Source organism: Pseudoalteromonas sp. ABE4_541 (assembly GCF_056312285.1).
The window spans coordinates 138,699-159,119 of sequence record NZ_JBSVEM010000003.1; the positions used below are offsets into that span (position 1 = coordinate 138,699).

At 41.2% G+C, this 20,421-nt stretch carries 21 protein-coding genes; 13 read left to right on the forward strand and 8 right to left on the reverse strand.

Going from position 1 to position 20,421, the window contains the following annotated elements:
• Positions 1 to 480 precede the first annotated feature (480 nt).
• The 11 genes from ACW689_RS04570 to ACW689_RS04620 all read left to right on the forward strand — a co-directional run bounded on the left by ACW689_RS04570 (position 481) and on the right by ACW689_RS04620 (position 8,888).
• Positions 481 to 1,314 (forward strand): hypothetical protein, encoded by an 834-nt coding sequence (locus ACW689_RS04570; RefSeq protein WP_476288768.1) that lies wholly within the window; start codon positions 481 to 483, stop codon positions 1,312 to 1,314.
• 14 nt (positions 1,315 to 1,328) lie between these two features.
• Complete coding sequence (locus ACW689_RS04575; RefSeq protein WP_476288770.1) at positions 1,329 to 2,195, forward strand: Hint domain-containing protein; 867 nt, start codon at positions 1,329 to 1,331, stop codon at positions 2,193 to 2,195.
• A 46-nt stretch (positions 2,196 to 2,241) separates the two neighbouring features.
• A complete protein-coding gene (locus ACW689_RS04580; protein ID WP_476288772.1) occupies positions 2,242 to 3,039 on the forward strand; it encodes a hypothetical protein in 798 nt (265 codons plus the stop codon).
• Positions 3,039 to 3,566 (forward strand): hypothetical protein, encoded by a 528-nt coding sequence (locus ACW689_RS04585; RefSeq protein ID WP_476288774.1) that lies wholly within the window; start codon positions 3,039 to 3,041, stop codon positions 3,564 to 3,566. Before ACW689_RS04580 ends, ACW689_RS04585 begins: the two co-directional genes overlap by 1 nt.
• Before the next feature lie 48 nt (positions 3,567 to 3,614).
• Entirely contained in the window at positions 3,615 to 4,058 is a 444-nt protein-coding gene (locus tag ACW689_RS04590; RefSeq protein WP_476288776.1) for a hypothetical protein, read from the forward strand.
• A 155-nt stretch (positions 4,059 to 4,213) separates the two neighbouring features.
• Positions 4,214 to 4,747 (forward strand): hypothetical protein, encoded by a 534-nt coding sequence (locus ACW689_RS04595; RefSeq protein WP_476288778.1) that lies wholly within the window; start codon positions 4,214 to 4,216, stop codon positions 4,745 to 4,747.
• A gap of 70 nt (positions 4,748 to 4,817) precedes the next feature.
• Positions 4,818 to 5,222, forward strand: coding sequence for a hypothetical protein (locus ACW689_RS04600; RefSeq protein WP_476288780.1), 405 nt, complete (start codon positions 4,818 to 4,820; stop codon positions 5,220 to 5,222).
• 72 nt (positions 5,223 to 5,294) lie between these two features.
• Positions 5,295 to 6,164, forward strand: coding sequence for a hypothetical protein (locus ACW689_RS04605; protein ID WP_476288782.1), 870 nt, complete (start codon positions 5,295 to 5,297; stop codon positions 6,162 to 6,164).
• A gap of 41 nt (positions 6,165 to 6,205) precedes the next feature.
• Positions 6,206 to 6,730, forward strand: coding sequence for a hypothetical protein (locus ACW689_RS04610; RefSeq protein ID WP_476288784.1), 525 nt, complete (start codon positions 6,206 to 6,208; stop codon positions 6,728 to 6,730).
• Positions 6,731 to 7,102: 372 nt separating this feature from the next.
• Positions 7,103 to 7,807 carry a Hint domain-containing protein gene (locus ACW689_RS04615; protein WP_476288786.1) on the forward strand — a complete coding sequence of 235 codons (705 nt, stop codon included), beginning with the start codon at positions 7,103 to 7,105 and terminating at the stop codon, positions 7,805 to 7,807.
• 214 nt (positions 7,808 to 8,021) lie between these two features.
• Positions 8,022 to 8,888: a Hint domain-containing protein gene (locus tag ACW689_RS04620; protein WP_476288788.1), complete on the forward strand. Its 867-nt coding sequence runs from the start codon at positions 8,022 to 8,024 to the stop codon at positions 8,886 to 8,888.
• 69 nt (positions 8,889 to 8,957) lie between these two features.
• Here ACW689_RS04620 and ACW689_RS04625 read toward each other — a convergent pair whose 3' ends face one another.
• The 4 genes from ACW689_RS04625 to ACW689_RS04640 form a co-directional block, all read right to left on the reverse strand.
• Positions 8,958 to 10,133 (reverse strand): PKD domain-containing protein, encoded by a 1,176-nt coding sequence (locus tag ACW689_RS04625; RefSeq protein WP_476288790.1) that lies wholly within the window; start codon positions 10,131 to 10,133, stop codon positions 8,958 to 8,960.
• 130 nt (positions 10,134 to 10,263) lie between these two features.
• Positions 10,264 to 11,409 carry a PKD domain-containing protein gene (locus ACW689_RS04630; RefSeq protein WP_476288793.1) on the reverse strand — a complete coding sequence of 382 codons (1,146 nt, stop codon included), beginning with the start codon at positions 11,407 to 11,409 and terminating at the stop codon, positions 10,264 to 10,266.
• A gap of 127 nt (positions 11,410 to 11,536) precedes the next feature.
• Positions 11,537 to 12,694, reverse strand: coding sequence for a PKD domain-containing protein (locus tag ACW689_RS04635; protein WP_476288796.1), 1,158 nt, complete (start codon positions 12,692 to 12,694; stop codon positions 11,537 to 11,539).
• A 130-nt stretch (positions 12,695 to 12,824) separates the two neighbouring features.
• A complete protein-coding gene (locus tag ACW689_RS04640) occupies positions 12,825 to 13,469 on the reverse strand; it encodes a DUF6058 family natural product biosynthesis protein (RefSeq protein ID WP_476288798.1) in 645 nt (214 codons plus the stop codon).
• A 201-nt stretch (positions 13,470 to 13,670) separates the two neighbouring features.
• Here ACW689_RS04640 and ACW689_RS04645 point away from each other — a divergent pair, with 201 nt between their 5' ends.
• On the forward strand, positions 13,671 to 14,255 hold the full coding sequence (locus ACW689_RS04645) for a DUF6151 family protein (protein WP_476288800.1): 585 nt from the start codon (positions 13,671 to 13,673) through the stop codon (positions 14,253 to 14,255).
• Here the strand turns inward: ACW689_RS04645 and ACW689_RS04650 are convergent.
• Complete coding sequence (locus ACW689_RS04650; protein ID WP_476288802.1) at positions 14,252 to 14,674, reverse strand: cupin domain-containing protein; 423 nt, start codon at positions 14,672 to 14,674, stop codon at positions 14,252 to 14,254. The two genes, ACW689_RS04645 and ACW689_RS04650, sit on opposite strands and share 4 nt — an antisense overlap.
• 318 nt (positions 14,675 to 14,992) lie before the next feature.
• Between ACW689_RS04650 and ACW689_RS04655 the strand changes: the two genes are divergently transcribed.
• Positions 14,993 to 15,409 carry a VOC family protein gene (locus tag ACW689_RS04655; protein ID WP_476288804.1) on the forward strand — a complete coding sequence of 139 codons (417 nt, stop codon included), beginning with the start codon at positions 14,993 to 14,995 and terminating at the stop codon, positions 15,407 to 15,409.
• 76 nt (positions 15,410 to 15,485) lie between these two features.
• On the opposite strand, the gene ACW689_RS04660 is transcribed toward ACW689_RS04655, so the two are convergent.
• From ACW689_RS04660 to ctlX, 3 genes are all read right to left on the reverse strand, one after another.
• Positions 15,486 to 17,693 carry an immune inhibitor A domain-containing protein gene (locus tag ACW689_RS04660; RefSeq protein ID WP_476288806.1) on the reverse strand — a complete coding sequence of 736 codons (2,208 nt, stop codon included), beginning with the start codon at positions 17,691 to 17,693 and terminating at the stop codon, positions 15,486 to 15,488.
• A 133-nt stretch (positions 17,694 to 17,826) separates the two neighbouring features.
• Positions 17,827 to 19,242 carry an alanine/glycine:cation symporter family protein gene (locus ACW689_RS04665; protein ID WP_476288808.1) on the reverse strand — a complete coding sequence of 472 codons (1,416 nt, stop codon included), beginning with the start codon at positions 19,240 to 19,242 and terminating at the stop codon, positions 17,827 to 17,829.
• A 38-nt stretch (positions 19,243 to 19,280) separates the two neighbouring features.
• Positions 19,281 to 20,189: a citrulline utilization hydrolase CtlX gene (gene ctlX / locus ACW689_RS04670; RefSeq protein ID WP_476288810.1), complete on the reverse strand. Its 909-nt coding sequence runs from the start codon at positions 20,187 to 20,189 to the stop codon at positions 19,281 to 19,283.
• Positions 20,190 to 20,421: the final 232 nt, after the last annotated feature.

Here is a 20,421-nt window from a genome sequence, read left to right on the forward strand (position 1 = left end):
AAACAGCCTTTACACCGCACAAATAAACCATCACTTAGACAAAAAAACAATACAGAATAAGTAAACGAGAAAAAACCAAAAAAAATAGTTGCTTTTTACTTCCAATTTTATAAACAAAGAAGTTCAAAAAACAAGAAAGTCAAATAACGCAAAAATAACAACAATAAAAAATAATCAAAAAAACCAACCAACTGAAAATCAAAAAACCCCATAAATCACAATATTGCAAAAAGCAAGAAGAAAAAGCAACCATATAAAAATATTAAAAAACAAAACAAACATAAAAACATTAAAAAAACCATGTTGCCAAAACAAAAACACATAGTTACCATCTTAAACGTTGGCTTTTTCTAAAGATTATAAACCAACAAAAAAGATTATAATCCGACAGAAAAGACAACAAGGAAATCAAGGATGTCGGCATTAAAATAAAAAAGATGTACGACATTTGAATTTTAACTTTATAAATGGAAATTAATCGTGAAAAACAAACGTTATATTTTACCACTTTTATTATCTTCTGTAGCAGCATCAATCTCTGCACAAGCGGCAGATCAATATGAGAGCTGTAATGCTATTCTAGCTGGCGGTGTATTCGATAACTACGAAGAAACCATGAACTTTGAGTCTAAAATTGCACTTAAAAAGTGGGTATGTAGCTCTGAGTACAGCAAAGGTGATGCAGGCGGTAACCTATCTTTAGACGTGATCGGTATCTTCTCTCTAGGTGGTGGCGGCGGTAACGTCAAAGAGTGGAAAAAAGAGCACTGTTCTCAAGACGATATGTCATATGAGGGAAGTAAAGCTTCACACGTTCTTATTCAAAAAGCGAGTGATACTATCGTAAACGCTTGGTCTCAGTGTATGCAGAACAAGAACAACAATACACTATCTTGCTACGCTAAAGAAACGCACGACTCTTTACTTATGAAGATCGATGTAAAATACGGTAGTGGTAATGTTCAAAACACAGATATCGTGGGAACTAACATGACCGCGGTAAACCGTGTACCTACAGAACTATGGCCGGGTGAAGCGAACATCAGATATACCATTAACGATAAAAGCAGAGAAGCTTACTTCGACTTAAATGGTAATACTGACTATAAGAACGTGTCTTGTTCTTACACTGTACCCAAGAAAGCCACTATTGATGCAGACGCATGTGAAGTATTCAGAAAGCAATCTCTATCACAAGGCAAGATCTCAGCTTATGACTACAACTACCTACGTGATTATGACCTAGTACCACTATTTAGCAGCCGTCACGGTGGTTTAATTGGTAACTACTCTTGTTCACTATTCACTAACTAAAAAGGACTTTTAAGATGAAACTTAAATTATTAACTGCTTCTGCAGCATTAGTTCTAGTATCTGATTTTGCGTTTGCTCTAGACCCTGTTCGTATCGAGCAACGTTGTGAAGACGATTCAATCAACACAAGCCATGGTATTGGCCGTAACGACTGGGCGCTACAATGTAAGCACATTTCTGCTCGTACATACGACTACAACATTAATGATGACTGGGGTAACCGCCGCTCTCGCGTATATTACCCAAGCTTCTATAAGCCTGGTAACTTTGACGATTGGTTCCGTGCACCAACGGCTAAAGGTGCATCATGTAACCTAAACGGTTACACATCAATGATCACGTGTCTTTCTTCATGTTATACACCTGATCAAAAGCTACTATTCGCAGAAGGCGAGTTGGCTATCTTTGACGCATTCTCTCGTCGTGTAAGCCGCATCGTTACACTCGATGACGACGCAAACCTAGATAACATCTCTTACACAGTACGTAATGTTGACGCTTACAGTGAGTCAATCAAAGACGTTGTACACCGTATCCTTGAGATCAAAACTAAAAATGGCGGTTCAATCAAAGTAACTCTGAACCACCCATTGATCTTGTCTACAGGTCATATGAAAAATGCTGAAGACATTCAAATCGGTGATGCTTTGATTGCTGAAAACGGTGACTTTGATGAAATCACATCAATCGAAGAAATCGAGTTCTTCGGTAAAGTTTACAACGTTCGTCCTGATTCAGACGGTGAAGAAGGTGTGATCCTAAATGGTCAAATCGTAGTAGCACAAGGCTTCCTTTCTGGCTCAATGTACTACCAAAATACCGGTGCTAATCACGTAAACAGATTATTGTTACGCGATAGCCTACCAAGTGATTTGATCTAATTGAATCAGAGCAGGCCTCGGCCTGCTCATTAGATTGGAGGTTACATTGAAATCACTCGTAAAGGTATTAGCAGTTGCAGTTGTTGCACTCGTCATTTTTGCTCTCGTTGGCAAAAGTGGTAGTGAAACAGACGTTTCGCCGGATACGGTCTCAACACCAAACAACGTGCAAAAAGCAGAGTCGTTAACAGTGGCACAATCGCCGTCTACATCTGACACCACTGCTGCACTTGCTCTGAATAATGAAGTTGCAGGCGATGAGGTTGACACCACGATCCGTGAAAACCGTATTGAAGAAAATAAACTTGAATGGAGAAAGGTCACTCCTGAATTTAAAGAATTTATGGAGTTATCGAACAAGCCACTCATGAGTATTGCTGACAAAGACAGACTTGCCCAATTGATGTATGAGACAAAACTCGTTGAGGCTAGCCGCAAGATTTTACTCAAAGATGTGAATGAGAAGGAGCTGGATCTCGTTCAAGAAAGACAACGTCTAGACGCTATTGAGTATCTTACGACAGTACTTGTTGGCAAATACAATTCACCCCAGCTAGACAATGCAAAACAACTTGCCTTGGATGCGCTTTATCATGACAACGTAAAAGCAGAGCAAGACCTTGATTTAAAGCGTTCACTGATAGGTGACAAAGTCGAATTGGGCATGGTGTTAGCTGTTTATCACAAAGAAGCATGGGAATCTTATAAAACAAATGCGACTTACACTGATAAACAAGCAAAATTTGTAGAATATGTTGATCAACTCGCGCTAGTAAAGGCTGAGCAGCTCAGTAGTAATGCACTCAAACTAGCACAAAGACTTAAGAAAATTAAGGAAGGATAATGAAAGTCAAGGTTATTACATTAATGGGTTTACTCGCATTATGCTTTAATGCTGATGCAAATATCTCAAGAAAAGATAAACGCTGTCAACTAGACGATAAACTAACGGCTTCGCAAGCGAAAGCTCGTAACGATTGGGCTCGCCAATGCGGCCATATTAGTCGCGCGACATATAATGATTATATGTATAACAATGATGGCTCATTAAAAGATACGCCAAATTACAATAGCTATCATGTGCCTTATGATTTCTATAGTTGGTTTAGAGCACCAACAAATGCACGTGCAGACTGTAGCCTAGGCGCAGACAACCAGTATACCGAAGCACTAACATGTACTGTTTTGGCTGACACTGCTTTACCTAGAGATCAATTGCAACGCTGTGAGGATTTTAGATTACAATCATTTATCGAGAACAAAATCACCGCTTATGATTATGAATATCTAAAAGCGACTAGCCAAGTTCCATTATTCTCTAGTCGAACAAACACAATGATTGGTTATTATAGTTGTGCTGATTACAACTAATATAGTTTATGGTGCAATTTATATTGCACCTTTTTAAATGGATTTAAAATGAATAATATAGCAATTATTATCAGTACTATTTTAGCATCAGCTCTCATTACGTTCAGCCATAATACCTATTCGCTAACTGCAGAGCAGTATAAGGAAATTTGCCGAAACGATATGTTACTTCATGCACAAGCATGGGGTCGAAATAACTGGGACCTCGCTTGCAATCGTATTTCTGAAAGAGATAAGCGTTACCACACAGTTGACGATGAGGGTCGACTTCGACTCGCTGTACTCTACCGCTCGTATTACAACCCGAGTAACCTTCTCGAGTTTAGAGCTCCGACGAATGCAAATGCGAGTTGCGATCTTAGAGAATTTACCGAAAGCATCGTGTGCAGTTCATTTAAGCCTTCATATACGGGACCAGGTTACCACACGTACTCTGGCTTGCTCCATAACACATTAAATAACTTACAAACGCGACCTAATATATACCCATAAAAACCTGGACTAGCTAATTAAAAATCACAAAATAAACTACCAAACATTAACTTAAAACTATAAATAGAATTAATAAAATGACCTTAAGAACAACAATAAAAACCATATTTATCTCTTCATTTATATTTTCCTATAACGTTTCGTATGCATTAACAATGCAACAAGCTGAACAGGTTTGCGAAAACGATGTACTATATCGCGATCAAGCTATTGGCAGAAACGCATGGGAATTCTACTGTGGGCACATGACACTCAGAACTTACCGATATTATAAATATTCAGACGCAGGCTTCACTCGATTTAGAGTCATTTATAATGCTTATTATTATGTGAACGAGCCTAGCAAGAAGTTTATGGCGCCGACTTCTTCACGTTCAGCCCCAGCTCGCTGCACAATCCCAACGAATGTTAAAAACGTCACTTGTAAATCAGATGCACAAAACTTCCCTGGCGTGGGTATTGAACCCGGCCCAGATCCGGAAAACGACTTAGCATCACTCCCTAATTACTCAGATGAATTTTTAGACGGTATTATCTTCAAAATAGACCGACCTTTATATGGAAAAGATGGCACATTTAAAATAGTGGGTAACTCTCTAAATAATGTTAATGAAAAGCATATGAAAAACATTTTTAATAACTATTCACTCCAAAAAACATATAGAACTGGATCCAAAATTAGCTTCTAATCAAAAATAAAAAATGAGCGAATAAAAAATGAAAAACAGTATATTTATATTAAAAATACCAAGTGCCGTAATGATAACTCTACTAGCCATGAGTAACCCTACTTATGCCATCACAATGGATCAAGCAGCATCAATTTGCCGTAATGACGACCTCTCATATTTTAGTGCAGTGGGAAGAAACAGTTGGGCCTATAACTGTGGGCATATCTCTAAGAGGACCTATGATTATTATATGACTGATGATAATGGTAGGGCTAGACTTGCTAAATATTATAATGCTTATTACAACCCAAGTAGCCCAACGCTAAGATACTCAGCGCCCACAGCCAAAGGAGCAAGTTGCAATCTAGGGCAATATACTAAACATGTGATCTGTAAATCAAAAATATTCGAAATCCCAGATCCTGAACCATGTCCAGGCCGACCTGAATACCCACCAAGACCCGTATATCCAACACCATGTGAACGTTACTAAACATAGGCATAGCGCTTTGGACAGTGGTGGAATCAATCAGAGTCACTGTCTATTAAAAAATTAGGAGTACAAATGAAATCAATATTATACCCTTCTGTATTTGCCTCACTTTTAGTCGCACTTTGTAATCATGCATATGCCCAAGGTGACGAAGATATCGTAAAGCGCTGCAATGCTGATAAGTTGACTTTTTTCGAAGCGTTGGGACGAAATGATTGGTCGTTGCGATGTGGCTATATTTCAAAAAGAACGTACGACTATTATTTATTCGACGATGTTGGAAATATGCGCCGGCAGATAATGTATCGAACTTACTCTAAGCCAGGCAACCTCAATGATTGGTTTTCAGCGCCAAGACGAAAAATGGCCAGTTGTGAACTTTATGGTTACACCAAAACCCACGGCTGTACGTCAAGTAATGCATTTGCTGCAGCCCAGTTATTGTTCGCGCCTGGAAGGCTATCCGTTTTCGACGCCTATACCCAGCAAGTACAACAGCTCATTGTAGTAGACGATGAAGCGACGCTAGACAACATCCATTATCGAGAAGAAGACATCTCAATTGACGCCACGAAAGCACAAGTGCAACAAGTCGATATGGTAACCATTCACACCCAAAGCGGTAAAACCCTCACGGTGACTCAAGACCACCCACTGCTACTTTCCAATGGTATTTTGAAAAACGCCCAGTACCTCAGCATAAAAGATGCGTTAATCGCACAAGATGGCTCTTTGGATAACATCGCCTCATTAAGCACATCAACCGTTACAGCACAGTTGTACAACACACAAATCAACACACTTGATGCCAAACACGAAGGTAAAAACCAGCTCGTTGTCACACAAGGGTTTTTATCCGGCTATTTAGCGCCTAGTGGTGAGCAAGAAATGGGACAACGCTTAGCACTGCGCGATAACGTGCCTGAACAGTTACTTCGTTAATCATTCATGCTTTTTCCAAAACAATAATCAAGGACTGAACTATGATGAAAAAATATAACCCAATATTACTTGCTACTTCATTGGCCATTATTTGCAACCTATCATATGCAGACTCTGCATCTAGCAGAATAAAAAAGCTTTGTGAAACTGACTCTCTCAACTTTTTTGAAGCCCTGGCTAGAAATGACTGGGCTTTACGGTGTGGGCATATCAGCCGCCGAACATATGAATTTTACCTTTTTAACAACGAAGGTGATCGACGCTTGCGTCCTAGCTACCCAGTTTTTACCAAGGGATATGACTTTGAAGACTGGTTTGCTGCGCCTAGAATAAAAATGGCACCATGTAATACCTTTGGATACTCTCAACGAGTTTATTGTACCGTTAGTTCTAATCATCTTAATGCCCAACTCCCGTTGGCCTCTGGTGAACTCCCCTATTTAGACGCCTATAACCAGCCAATGCAACAACGGCTTGTGGTGGATGAAAAGGAGTTAGACAACCTACATTATCGTGGAGAAAGTATGAAAACGCTTAGCTATACAAATAGCGTCCCAGAGCATTAATGAGTTCAGCACATTTACGAACTTTACTTACGCGTAGGGTGAACCGTTACTTGCTACAGCTACATATACTTATTCAATACAGAGCTGACCAAAGCTGAATGAAAGCGACTTAACCCCGCAGAATAACAATATCCAGGTACAAATAACATGAAACATTTGTACCTTTTACAACCCTAAACAACAATCAAGGACTTGATTATGATAAAAAAAAGCTTTGTTTCTATTACAGTAACTTCACTACTTATATTCGGCAATGCCGCTTTAGCATTCGGAACAGACCCAATAAAACTTTACAAGCGATGTGAAATACAAGACTCCCTTACCCCTTTTGAAGCACTGGGCAGAAATGATTGGTCCTTAAGGTGTAAATATATGAGTTCTAGAACCTATAATTTCTACACCCAAGACGATTATGGTAATAGACGCTCCCGCCCTTATTACCCCACATATTCAAAACCAGGTAATTTTGACGACTGGTTCGCTGCCCCAAGAGTAAAAATGGCTAAATGTGATAAATATGGTCATCACCAAACATATAGTTGTTTATCAACCAGTGGTTTTGATAATGCACAACTCCTGTTCACTACTGGTGATTTGTCGGTTTATGACGCGTATACCCAGCAAGTACAACAGTTGGTTGTAGTGGATGAGGAGGCAACGTTAGACAACCTACATTATCGTGAAGAAAACGTCGCAATTAACGCCAAAAAAGCACAAGTGCAGCAAGTCGATGTGCTCACTATTCAAACCCAAAGCGGGAAAACCCTCACTGTGACTCAAGACCACCCATTGCTACTTTCAAATGGTATTTTGAAAAACGCCCAGTATCTCAGTATAAAAGATGCGTTAATCGCGCAAGATGGCTCTTTGGATAACATCGCCTCAGTCACCACATCAACCATCAAAGCACAGTTGTACAACACGCAAATCAACACGCTTGATGCCAAACGCGGAGGTAAAAACCAGCTCGTTGTCACACAAGGGTTTTTATCAGGCTATTTAGCACCTAGTGGTGAACAAGAAATGGGACAACGCTTAGCACTACGCGATAATCTGCCTGACTCGCTACTGCGCTAAATACACTTAACGCATTGTGACTGTGATGAGTCATAGTGCTTTTATTTGAGTTGGGATGATTTGTTACTTGCCATCACTGCATTCACCTTGGTGGAGGTCTCAGGCAACAATGATTGGGGAGCAGCAACTTCACCCTACTCACGATTAAATTTAAGTATAAAACAAATACGGTATTTATACCTTCCAACCCATCTAAACAATCAAGGAATTGATTATGATAAAAAAAAGCTTTGTTATAGCTACAGCTTCATTACTTATATTGAGTGACTATGCTCTAGCATCCGATCTAGTAGATATTAAACAACTTTGCGCAAAAGACTCACTCAACTTCTTTGAGGCCCTGAGTAGAAATAATTGGGCTTTACGATGTAGTCTTATCAGCCGAAGAACTTATGACTGGTATGTTAATGACGACTATGGAAACTTCCGCACACGTCTTACTTACCCTGTTTTTACTAAGGGACAGAACTTTTCTGATTGGTTTGCTGCGCCTAGAATCAAAATGGCCCCCTGTAATACCTTTGGTTACTCACCAACTGTTGAGTGTGTGTCAACCAGTGGTAATCTAGCAGCTAAGCTTCTATTCGCTCCCGGCGAACTATCCGTTTTTGACGCCTATACCCAACAAGTGCGGCAGCTAGTTGTGGTGGATGAAGAGGCAACGCTAGACAACCTACACTATCGTGAAGAAACTGTATCTATTGACGCGAAAAAAGCACAAGTGCAACAAGTCAATGTAGTCACTATTCACACCCAAAGCGGCAAAACCCTTACGGTGACTCAAGACCACCCATTACTACTTTCAAGTGGTATTTTGAAAAATGCTCAGTATCTCAACACACAAGATGCGTTAATCGCACAAGATGGGTCGCTTGATAACATCGCCTCAGTTGCTACATCAATCGCTAAGGCACAGTTATACAACACGCAAATCAACACGCTTGATGCCAAACGCGAAGGTAAAAACCAGCTCGTTGTCACACAAGGGTTTTTATCAGGCTATTTAGCACCTAGTGGTGAACAAGAAATGGGACAACGCTTAGCGCTGCGCGATAGTCTGCCTGAATCACTAATACGCTAAACACTTATAGGCACTGTGAGCGCTCCGCGCCACTGTGCCCTTTTAATGATTAGGTGTTAATGCTGAATATTAGTTGCTATAAAGTGAGCAGGAATAGTTGCCAATCAGTGTGCCATTTTTAGAGCTGAATAGCGGCACCTGTTCGCTTTCCTTCAAATAATCATATTCTCGTTGTGAAAGCTTACCTTGCGCTAAAGATTGTGCACGGAACACTTCACAAGCGCTTGCGTCGATAGTGGGTTTTGTTGGTACGCTGTAAGTGCAAGACACATTTTCATTATTAGTATTGCCAGTTAGCTCAAAGTGCGACTCACTGGTAACATCATCCACCTTAAAATGCAGATCCGTTTCACCCGTCTCTAAAGCATTTGGTACGCTATCAACTGCTGTTAAGTTAGTTGTCACAACATTCGCGTTAAGTAATTTACCGCCCTCTGCTTTGACATCTATTTTAAACACAATTGAACTTGCGTTGTGGGAGAGAGTTCGATCAGCCTGCGTGGCGTAGCATGCAAGCGCGTTGGTATTTTGCATACATTGTGTCCATGAGGTCGAGGCGCTTTCATTGGCGTTTTGTAGTAAAACATGAGATGACTTACTGCCTTCAAAATCGCGGTCTTCATCCGAACAATGGGTTGACTTCCAGCCATTCAGTTTTGCATCGTTAACCTCTAGCGAGAATATATCACGCACATTTTTTGCAAGCGCATCCCCCTCTTGTACAGGCGCACTACATAGCCATTTTTTCAGCGCAATTTTCGACTCAAAGTTCATCGTTTGTTGATAGGTCTCCAACACACTACTTGCCAATTCAACGTTGCAACTAGCATAACGGCTCTGTGTTTGAACGGCCCCTTTAACTTTGACACTCACCGTATCCGTTGCTTTCGCGCCTTTGTTATCGGTCACCACCAGTTCAAACTCTAGTGTGGTGTCTGTGTCTACAACTGGTGCGGTAAACGTGGTATTCGCTTGATCTTTATCGCGCATAAACACCATATCGCCTGACTTTTGTGACCATTGATAGCTAACAATACTGCCATCAGGATCGCTCGCTGTGCTGGTTAAACGCACTTCTGTGCCCGATTCAACCTCAGATATACCTGTTATCACCACAGTCGGGTGTTTATTCTCAGTTTCTTTAACAGTAGTATTGTTATCGCCACTGCCGCCACAGGCCGATAGCAAGGTGATGAGCGTCACGGTAAGTAACGAAAATTTATAAGGTTTTATTGAGTTGTTCATTTTAGAACCAAGTCCTTGTTAAATTAAAGCAACATGCCCAAGCCATGGCTGAACAAGGTTACTCCTGTATTTTTTGTACAAAATTAGGGGCGCACCAAAATCGTGTGCCCTTTTATTAATTTAGGCTTCTCTATAAGTCGCACTTGAGTAGACGCTCTGTGCCATCAAGTAAGGGAACATCATCGGTTTCTTTCAAAGCGATGTATTCACGCTCAGATATTTTACCTTGTTCTAGCGCTCGTAATCTTTGTACTTCGCATAGTTCAGCGCCATGAGAATGGATAGGTTGCTTTGTATAAGTACATGACACATTGTCGTTATCCAGCATACCGCTGAGTTCGAAAGAGGCTTCACTCAGTACGTCTTGCTGTTTTATAACAATATCAGTGCCATTATTTTCTAATGTGGTGGGAAGCGCGGTCACTGTTGATAGGTTGGTGGCCACAATGTCTGCGTTGACTAAACGGCTACTGCCTGGCTTAAAACCATATTTTAAATACCGCTCCCCAAATTCTAACTTTGAATCCCGTATCATGTAGCATGACAGTGCTTGCTGTTGTGCAATACAGCTGGACCAATTCGCCACGGCATCTTTTTCTGCCGACTGAAGTAATTCATGGGCAGACTTGCTACTACCAAACGCTCTATCACCATCAGAGCAATGTGTGGTTTTCCACTGCTCAACATCTTGCTCATTACCTTCAAGCGACAATGTCGTCATAACCTGTTGTGCAAACTCGGCGTTATTGAACTTTGGCGCACTGCAGAACCACCCTTTAAGCGCATGGAGGGACCAAAAGCTCAGAGTTTCGTTACGCACTTTAAAAACATTTAAAGCCAAAGACTCGTTACAACTGTCGTAATAACTCGACACCTGAACTGCCCCTTTGACTTTGACGCTCACCGTATCCGTTGCTTTCGCGCCTTTGTTATCGGTTACCACCAGTTCAAACTCTAGCGTGGTGTCTGTGTCTACAACTGGTGCGGTAAAAGTGGTATTCGCTTGATCTTTATCGCGCATAAACACCATTTCGCCTGATTTTTGTGACCATTGATAACTGGCAATGCTGCCATCGGGGTCGCTCGCGTTGCTGGTTAAACGCACTTCGGTGCCAGACTCAACGTCAGGTGCGCCTGTTATCAGCACAGTCGGGCGTTTATTTTCAACTTTTTTAATGGGACTGCTGTTATCACTGCCACCACCGCAAGCCGATAGCAAAGTGATAAATGTCACGGCAAGTAACGAAAATTTATACGGTTCTATTGAGTTATTCATTTTGGAACTACTTCCTTGTTAAGTTAAAGCAACATGCCCAAGCCATGACTGAACAAGGTTACTCCGGTATTTTTTAGTGAAATTTTAGGGGTCCCATTGTGTGGCCCCTTTATACATTTAAGTTTCTCTACAAAACACACTTGACTGCTTTTGCTTTGCCATCTTCTAATAAAGGAACAAAATTTTGTTCCTTATATCCCATGTATTCACGCTCAGATATTTTGCCTAGTTCTAACGCTCGTAATCTTTGTACTTCACATAACTCAGCACCATAAGAATGGACAGGTTGCTTTGTATAAGTACACGACACATTGTCGTTATCCAGCATACCGCTGAGTTCAAAATAAGCTTCACTCAATGCGTCTTGCTGTTTTATAACAATATCAGTGCCATTATTTTCTAATGTGGTGGGAAGCGCGGTCACTGTTGATAAATTAGAGGCCACAATGTCAGCGTTGATTAAACGGCTGCTGCCCTGTTTAAGTCCATATTTTAAATACAGCTCCCTATCTTGTAACTTTATATCCTCCATCATGTAGCATGACAGTGCTTGTTGTTGCGCAATACAGCTGGACCAATTCGCCACGGCATCTTTTTCTGCCGACTGAAGTAATTCATGGGCAGACTTGCTACCACCAAACGCTTTATCATCATCAGAACAATATGCGGTTTTCCACTGCTCAACATCTTGCTCATTACCTTCAAGCGACAATGTCGTCATAACCTGCTGTGCAAACTCGGCGTTATTGAACTTTGGCGCGCTACACAACCACTGTTTAAGCGCAAGGAGAGCGCCAAAGCTCAGAGTGTCGTTACGCACTTTAAAAACATTTAAAGCCAAGGGTTCGTTACAGCTGTCGTAATGACTCGACACCTGAACTGCCCCTTTGACTTTGATGCTAACCGTATCCGTCGCTTTTGCGCCTTTATCATCGGTTACTACCAGTTCAAACTCTAAGGTGGTGTCTGTGTCTACAACTGGTGCGGTAAAAGTGGTATTCGCTTGATCTTTATCGCGCATAAACACCATATCCCCTGACTTTTGTGACCATTGATAACTGATAATACTGCCATCGGGGTCACTCGCGGTGCTGGTTAAACGCACTTCAGTACCAGACTCAACATCAGATGTGCCTGTTATCACCACAGTCGGATTTTTATTCTCAGTTTCTTTAACAGGGCTAGCGCTATCGCTGCCACCACAGGCACATAATAAGGTGGTTAAAGCACCTACAAGCAAGGTGATTTTAAACGACGGTTTTTTATTGGGATTCTTATTAAACATAGTAGCCGACACTCCTGATGGCTTTATACATCATACTCGGGCGGCTATTGGCAGGATAAATAAAGCCCGAGTAAAAACATTCCTTTGTCGCGAATTTTAAAACACAAATTAATTACATTCAATTCACAATTTAACTTTTTCTTGCTTCAAGTTGATACCGTCGCCTCATTTCATCAATTAAACGATGGCGAGAACTGCATGAGCGCTCGTGCGGTGCAAATTGTGAACTGACAGCATCTAACAAATCTACGGCCTTTTTTAACGCTAGAATTTGTACTTTATCAAGATATTCAAACGTCGTTAATTCATTAATTTGTGCTATTGCCAACTCTTTAGCTGCAATATCTTCAGGTAAGCCTGAGCGAGTACAAAGGCCATAAGTGCCCGACAAAAAGTGCAGCCATTCCGACTTAATATGTGCCTTTAACTCACCGTTAAGTTTGGGATCTTGACAACGATATTCCAGCAGCTTTAATTCTTGGATTTTTTGCTCATAACGCGAAGAGAATAACTCAAAAGCACTTTCAATAGATGACATCGGCTGCAATGTTCCAAGCCAATATGTGTAGCCTTTTGCATAATATTCAACTTCGTCATTCTGCTCATGAGGACCAAAAAATGAATCGCAATTCACGGTTAGTTTCAATCGGTAGGAAGCCTTAGGCATTACACCTTGAGCTTGGTATTGCCTTAGTTGTGTTTCACTGACATGGGAATTGCTAAGCAATTGCGATAAGGTTAAAAATGAATCATTTAAATAGTCTAAAAGTTGCAATGTGAATATCTTCCTTAATCACGCTCGCACTCTATTCTAAGCGCGATACATTTAAATACACTGTATAATACCACAGTAATTTATAATAAATATCATACTCGTGTTATAGGCTGTTTATTAACGCATAATGATATGATAAAACCTAAAAAGTAGGGTTTTCATCAAAACACCAGAATCATCAGCCAAGTTACGGAAAATATAATGGCAAATACCACTTCTTCGTTATCTCTTCACTGTCAATGTGGCAATATTCACGCACATGTCGAAAATACGAGTGTTACTCGTTCAAATCACCTGCGTTGTTACTGCAAGGATTGTCAAAAATTTGCACATGTGCTAGATGGTTCGAAAAGTGTACTAGATGAATATGGCGGCACACGAATAGTGCAAGTACCCATTGGAGATTTTAAGATCCTCAGTGGGCTTGAACATGTGGCGTGTTTACGTTTATCTGAATCTGGTTTATTTCGCTGGTATGCACAATGTTGTAACACACCCATAGGCAATACATTAGGTGCAGGATGGCCCTTCATTGGCTTGATCCATAACTTTATCAGCGATGAGCAATTGGAGGTAAAAGTTGGGCCGGTAAAAGGTGCTGTTCATCTTAACAGCGCACTAGGTCAAGTCCCTGCTTCATATTTAGGTACTCACTCACATCAAAAATTAGTCCTGCTCACTCTTTTAAACCTGTTGCGCTGGAAGCTGCAAGGAAAAGCAAACCCCAACTGCCTTTTTGGCAAAAGTAATAAGCCAATTGTCACACCAACAGTACAAGCACACTAGTCAGTGTGCTTAATGCTTAATGGCTGACCTTCCACACCCGCATAAAATACCATGATTTCTACAGGCTCAGTGCCCACATTTTTGCCGGTATGCCATTGTTCCACAAGCTCAACAATCGGATCGCCCGCTTTTAACTTTAGCACTTTCCCCTCTTGCGATGTGACTGTTAATTCACCCGAGAGCATCACCCCCGCATTAATTACAGGGTGTTTATGTTCCACAACACTAGCACCAACAGGGATCGTGACTTTTAAAATAGTAATTTCAGGCTTTCCCTCTGGGTATGGTGGTAACTCGCTGCCATCCCAGCTTTTGGTACTTTTGACTACTTCACTAAATGTAACGGGGGCTGATTGTGAACTTACACCAAAGCTTGCCAATAACACGACCATCACACCTAATACAGAAATTGCTTTCATTAACTTATTTACCTTCGTCTAAATTCGGACATTTCATCGCCCGATCCCTTTGTTCTATCAAGCATATCGTAACTCTCCATTTAAGAACTACCTACATTTAGCAGATCGTACCTCTTGGGACGGATTTACACGCCGCCTTTAAGAGGTCAAAAAAGTAAAAAAAGCCCTTTACCTAAAGCTAACTTGAGCTTTTAAAGTTATCGCAACTCATAGTGGAGGACGCGAAGATGATGCCTACACAGACACTGAATCAAGATTGGTTAGACAAAATTATCGAGTTAATAAATAACACCATGAATAACAAGTAGGGAGAAAAACATGAGACTAGAACACGTAAATATCGTTATCTCTAACATGGAGAAATCATTACATTTCTATAAAGCTGCATTTCCACATTGGAAAATACGTAGTGAAGGCCACGGTGAGTGGTATGGAAAAGCACGTCACTGGCTTCATTTTGGTGATGAGCACAATTACATCGCATTCAGTGATCACGGGGAAGGTAATAACCGCGTGTTGGAAGGCCATCAAGTTGGATTGGGTCATTTCGCCTTTGAAGTAAATAATCTAAGTGCGCTCATCACAAGACTAGAGGAAGCTGGCTACCCCGTCGACAAAGGCAGTAATACAAACCCATTCAGACACAATGCATACTTTATTGACCCTGATGGATTTGAAGTAGAATTTGTTGAGTATTTTAGTGATATACCATCTGAACGAAATAATGATGATTAATTAGCCGCACCTTAGGTTAAAGAAATTAAGCCACAGCGATAACTGCTGTGGCTTTTTATTCTAGTAATAACTTACATTACCACACTTTTGATACGCGAATTGAAGCAACTGATTTGTCATCACTTTGCTCTAATACATCAATAATGATTCCTTTTTTAGGAATATTACGGCCTGTTGCAGGGCGACGATAGTTTGAGTAATCATCCCAATCGATGAAACGAGGATTATTGTTTACGAATGGATCAGACAAAGTCACACCACGAGTTATACTCTTCCAATCAAACGGTGCTTGTACATCTAAGCTAAATGCTGCGTCACGGATCTGAATTTCAGAGCCTGCCATTTCACCCGTGCTGTACATAATTGGATTTCTATCAGCATCAACTAGACCTAACCAACCATCACCTGGGTGGTTACCTACATGATTATCACCTTGCACAAGTGTGTTGCTACCATCTGTGCTTTCTGGACGATATGATGTGTCAACATACCAAACCAACATACCTGGTTCATAACTAATATTGCGGAAGGTATTTTCAAGTGACTTATCTACACCTAGGTGCTGACGCCACTCCACCAAGTAATAATGAGGGTAATCAAACTCACCATTTGATGCTTCAAAGCCATTAACCGTTAGCCCTGGATTGCTTGCATTATCTGCATCAAAGCTTGCCAATACACCTGAATCAGAAGCGACTTCAATATCATCAAACATGACACCGATGAAACCTGTGTTGAATGTCCAATATTGTATTGACACGGTTACGTCTTGGCCGGCAAAAGCCGATAGATCAAATTTAGCTTGGCGCTTGCCACCTGAATATCCAGTAAACCCAGCACCGATATAACTTGAAAAGCGACTTGAAGTATCGGTAATGTTACCATCTAATACAACTTCATCACCTGCGGTATTTTTCACGCGTACTTGTACCAGTGAGTTATTGCTATCTGTATCATAATCAACCGTAAACGACAAAGTTGGTTTCGTTTGACTTGACAGAGCAACAGGAAAATCTAGTGTATAAATAGCTAAATCAGAACCAACAACTTCAGAGCTGATAAAGCCTTTATTATCGCTTGGCTCTAACTTCTGTACCGTTTTATCTTCTAGATCAATACGAATATAGTCATTGTTGTCACCGCGCACTGATGCAGCGTCCAATTTAAAAATACTACCAGCCGCATTCAAGTCGCTTTCGTGAATATCTGTACCCACGAACCAGTTACCACCTAAAGACGATTGTAAAAATTGTTTCGCAAATGGACTCATGCCTGTTGGTGCAGTGCCTGATATTTCACCGCCATAAGAGCCACCAGACATAACCGACCAATACCCAACTAACGAGCCAGGCGCTTTATCAATCTCACCTAAACCATCTTCGGTATAGTTAACATCGTACTCATCTGGCAAACCCAAGTCATGGCCGTATTCGTGCGCCGAGACACCCGCTGCACCATCAACTGGCTGAAGAGTATAATCATTAATGTAGTAACCGGTATTACCAACTGGTTGAAAACCAACTGAAGAACGGTGTGACCAAATCGCATCAGCACCTAGCGCACCGCCACCAGCTGCATGGTCAATTGATGAGTGGTAAACCATCACATGATCAATGACGCCATCAGGTTCTCTTAAGTCACCATCACCGTCATAATCGTAGCGATCCTCTTGGTCAAAATAGCTCAGGTCAACATTTGGATCATTGGCTAAGTGATTGATCGCTTCTAAAACAAGATCACGTGCATTGCTGTCTACTTCACCAGGACCACCCGGCGCACCGTAGTAAGCCGCATTGTGTTTTGCGGTATACCAGCCAAAAACCTGACCTTCTACTTGGTATGAACCACCACTTTGATCTAAGTAGTACTGCTTCATGCTCATGAGATTTTGACCAGACGGACCTACATAGCCAGTCGACGAAAATAGCATGTCATAATAGTGCTCTGGCGAATAGTCAGAATAATAGTTTTTAGTTAAATCTGGCGTCACCGCATTAACTGGATAATCTGGAAAATCGATTAGAAGCGCTAAGACTCTATCTGTTGTCACTTTACCTGACCAAGAGCGGCCCTGTGCTGTTAATGGCTTTGAGTTATCAAAACCGCTGCCACTGGCTTTACCTCGAGCTAAGTGCCACTGATTTTTTAGTAATTGATTTCGACTGATTTCAGCCTTACCGCCTTGGTTATCTAGAAGAGGTTTTATTTTTATATCAATAGGTTGAGCATATGAGTAACCGCATGCAAGTGATACGGCTAAAGCGACTAACGCTTGTTTTGCCATGGTGACATCCTTCTTTATTATTATAATGAGGCCCAAAGGGCCTAAAGAAGGTACAAACATAGATTTATTAAAATCTCTTGTCAATTAATTTAATAATTGATTAACAAGCTTTGTTATCTCTTTTTGTTATAGCTTATCCTTCTTTGACCCAAACTCCTGATTCACAACGACCTTGTATAGCAACAACTTGTTCTTCAAACTCAGGGGCTTTTCCTTGAAGTCTTTGTGTGTGATAGTCTTTGGTTAAAGCTAAAACAGTAGGCGTCAATTGCACTATTGCAAAAATATTAACCAGTGTCATCAGGCCGAGCGCCATGTCAGCAAGGCTCCATACTTCTTTTAAAGTAGCCGTTGCGCCCCATAACATCATGCTCAGATACATTAAAATATAAATGCTTCTTCCCACCTTATTATCAAGTTTAAACAAGTGTAAGTTGCTCTCTGCGTATGCGAAATTGGCAACCACCGAGGTGAACGCAAACAAAGTGATGGCTGCTGCAACAAAGTACACGCCCCCTTGAGCAAGATGGGCAATCATTGCATTTTGCGTTAAGCGGATCCCCTCCATTTCTCCACTAATATCAATATCGGCCAATAAGATAATAACAGCGGTACAGCTACACAGAACAATAGTATCGAAGAAGACACCTAACATTTGAATGTAACCTTGGGTCACCGGATGATTTGGCACAGGGCTAGCAGCGCCAGAAGCATGGGGAACACTACCAGCCCCAGCTTCGTTAGAGTACAGGCCTCGTTGTACACCATTTTTTATTGCGGCCCCCATTGCGCCTGCGCCGGCCTCTTGCAATCCAAATGCACTGAGTAAAATATCTTTGAGCATCGCGGGCACGTCTGCAATGTTAATAATAGTAATTAATAATGCCGCGCTAACAAACATAATCCCCATTATTGGCACTACACGTTCGGCAAAGCGGGCGATGGCTTTAAAACCACCTAGAATAATTGAGCCAGCAAGAACCGTGATCACTAAACCGGAATAAAAGCGAGGAATATCAAAGGCAAAAGACAAAGCATCAGTAATAGTATTAGTCTGCATTGCACTAAAGCTAAAACCATAACCAAGAAATAAGCACACAGCGAATACAATCGCCAGCCAACGCTTATTCAGCCCCATTTCGATGTAGTAGGCCGGACCACCTCTAAATTCACCTTGGCTATCTCGTACCTTGTATACTTGGCCTAACACGCTTTCTGCAAAGCCTGTTGCCATGCCAAGTAAAGCAATAACCCACATCCAAAATATTGCTCCACTACCACCGAGCGAAATTGCCACAGCAACCCCAGCTAAATTGCCCGTTCCCACTCTTGCACTCAAGCCCGTACATAACGCTTGAAATGAGCTAACTTGCTCTTTAGAGGCTTTGCCGCTGCTTTTGAGCAATGTAAACATATGGCCAAATTGGCGTATTTGTATAAAACCAAGTCGCGTTGTAAACCAAATCCCGGCAAAAAGTAGCAGGTATATCAGCAGTTGGCCTTCTCCCCACAAAAGGCCATTAACACCGGTGATGACTTCATTAACCATAATAAGCTCCCGTTAGAGCACTTTTATATGCTTCATTATTATCGTTTTTTCAAGTGAATGCCTGCTAGCATACAGCGTATTGAACCACCAGCAGACTCAAGCGTTGGGATTGCCATTGGCAGCATTTTTGTTGAGCATTCAATAAGCGCACGTTGTTCTTCTGAAAGCGCATCATAAGCAGTTTGAGATAATGCTAATATTCTGCCATCGCGCCCTTGTAGCTCTAATGCATTACCGCAAAATTGCGCAATTTGCCTAGGGGTTAATTCAACAATGGCTTTATTTTGTTGTTTGAACATTAACCGTAACGCTTTTTGCTGTTGCTTTTCAACTAACGCCATTCCTATCATGACAAATTCACTTGCCACACACATCAACACATTGGTGTGATATATCGCAACGCCTTGTTCGTCAAAGGCGTTAAAAACCACCGCTTTATACCCTAATTGCTCACAAACTTGCTCCACCAACTGTGGGTTCGTACGTTTAGATTGCACGGCATAAGCTACTTTGTGCTGATGATCGAGCACCATGGAGCCGGTTCCTTCCAAAAATAACCCACTATCTGCCAACCGACTCAAATACGTACTAGAAACAACCTTATATTCTTGATGTAAGAATTCAATGATGTCCTCTCGTTTCTCTGCTCGCCGATTTGAGGCATACATAGGATAGGTGATCAGTTGACCATCACTATGGGTGGAAAACCAATTATTTGGGAACACGGAATCCGGTGTTAACTGGGTTTTATCTTCAAATAAATGTACCGTCACACCTGCACTTTGTAATAGATGCACAACATTGGACACCTCTTGATAAGCCTTTTCACTCACCCTTTTACTATCAGCGCTAACCTGATAGGCGTTGTCTTGCATCGTTTGTGGGTTAGATACGAAATGGTGAGGGCGGATCATCACCACGGCATTGGGCGTTTGTAATTGATTCATACTACAACCTGTACTCACTACTGACTTCTCGTGTGCGAGGTATTTCACCTAACAAAGTCATGTCATAATTCATTACCATAGATGAACAAAGTGTATCGTGCGAGCTTTCAGCGTTCCGAATTACTTGCAAGATCAGCATGCTAGATACCCGTTCATACCAAATACTCTTTTGCTATCAATCGCAGTGAGCAAAAGAGAGATATACTATAAACTGGCAACAAAGCAGTTAAAA

Coding starts and splice junctions, on each gene's coding strand:
- ACW689_RS04665 (WP_476288808.1), bottom strand. CDS start 19,242: ATGGTTAATGAAGTCATCACCGGTGTTAATGGCCTTTTGTGGGGAGAA.
- ACW689_RS04610 (WP_476288784.1), top strand. CDS start 6,206: ATGATGAAAAAATATAACCCAATATTACTTGCTACTTCATTGGCCATT.
- ACW689_RS04625 (WP_476288790.1), bottom strand. CDS start 10,133: ATGAACAACTCAATAAAACCTTATAAATTTTCGTTACTTACCGTGACG.
- ACW689_RS04585 (WP_476288774.1), top strand. CDS start 3,039: ATGAAAGTCAAGGTTATTACATTAATGGGTTTACTCGCATTATGCTTT.
- ACW689_RS04615 (WP_476288786.1), top strand. CDS start 7,103: ATGAGTTCTAGAACCTATAATTTCTACACCCAAGACGATTATGGTAAT.
- ACW689_RS04590 (WP_476288776.1), top strand. CDS start 3,615: ATGAATAATATAGCAATTATTATCAGTACTATTTTAGCATCAGCTCTC.
- ACW689_RS04575 (WP_476288770.1), top strand. CDS start 1,329: ATGAAACTTAAATTATTAACTGCTTCTGCAGCATTAGTTCTAGTATCT.
- ACW689_RS04635 (WP_476288796.1), bottom strand. CDS start 12,694: ATGTTTAATAAGAATCCCAATAAAAAACCGTCGTTTAAAATCACCTTG.
- ACW689_RS04660 (WP_476288806.1), bottom strand. CDS start 17,693: ATGGCAAAACAAGCGTTAGTCGCTTTAGCCGTATCACTTGCATGCGGT.
- ACW689_RS04595 (WP_476288778.1), top strand. CDS start 4,214: ATGCAACAAGCTGAACAGGTTTGCGAAAACGATGTACTATATCGCGAT.
- ACW689_RS04605 (WP_476288782.1), top strand. CDS start 5,295: ATGAAATCAATATTATACCCTTCTGTATTTGCCTCACTTTTAGTCGCA.
- ACW689_RS04630 (WP_476288793.1), bottom strand. CDS start 11,409: ATGAATAACTCAATAGAACCGTATAAATTTTCGTTACTTGCCGTGACA.
- ctlX (WP_476288810.1), bottom strand. CDS start 20,189: ATGAATCAATTACAAACGCCCAATGCCGTGGTGATGATCCGCCCTCAC.
- ACW689_RS04655 (WP_476288804.1), top strand. CDS start 14,993: ATGAGACTAGAACACGTAAATATCGTTATCTCTAACATGGAGAAATCA.
- ACW689_RS04650 (WP_476288802.1), bottom strand. CDS start 14,674: ATGAAAGCAATTTCTGTATTAGGTGTGATGGTCGTGTTATTGGCAAGC.
- ACW689_RS04645 (WP_476288800.1), top strand. CDS start 13,671: ATGGCAAATACCACTTCTTCGTTATCTCTTCACTGTCAATGTGGCAAT.
- ACW689_RS04600 (WP_476288780.1), top strand. CDS start 4,818: ATGATAACTCTACTAGCCATGAGTAACCCTACTTATGCCATCACAATG.
- ACW689_RS04620 (WP_476288788.1), top strand. CDS start 8,022: ATGATAAAAAAAAGCTTTGTTATAGCTACAGCTTCATTACTTATATTG.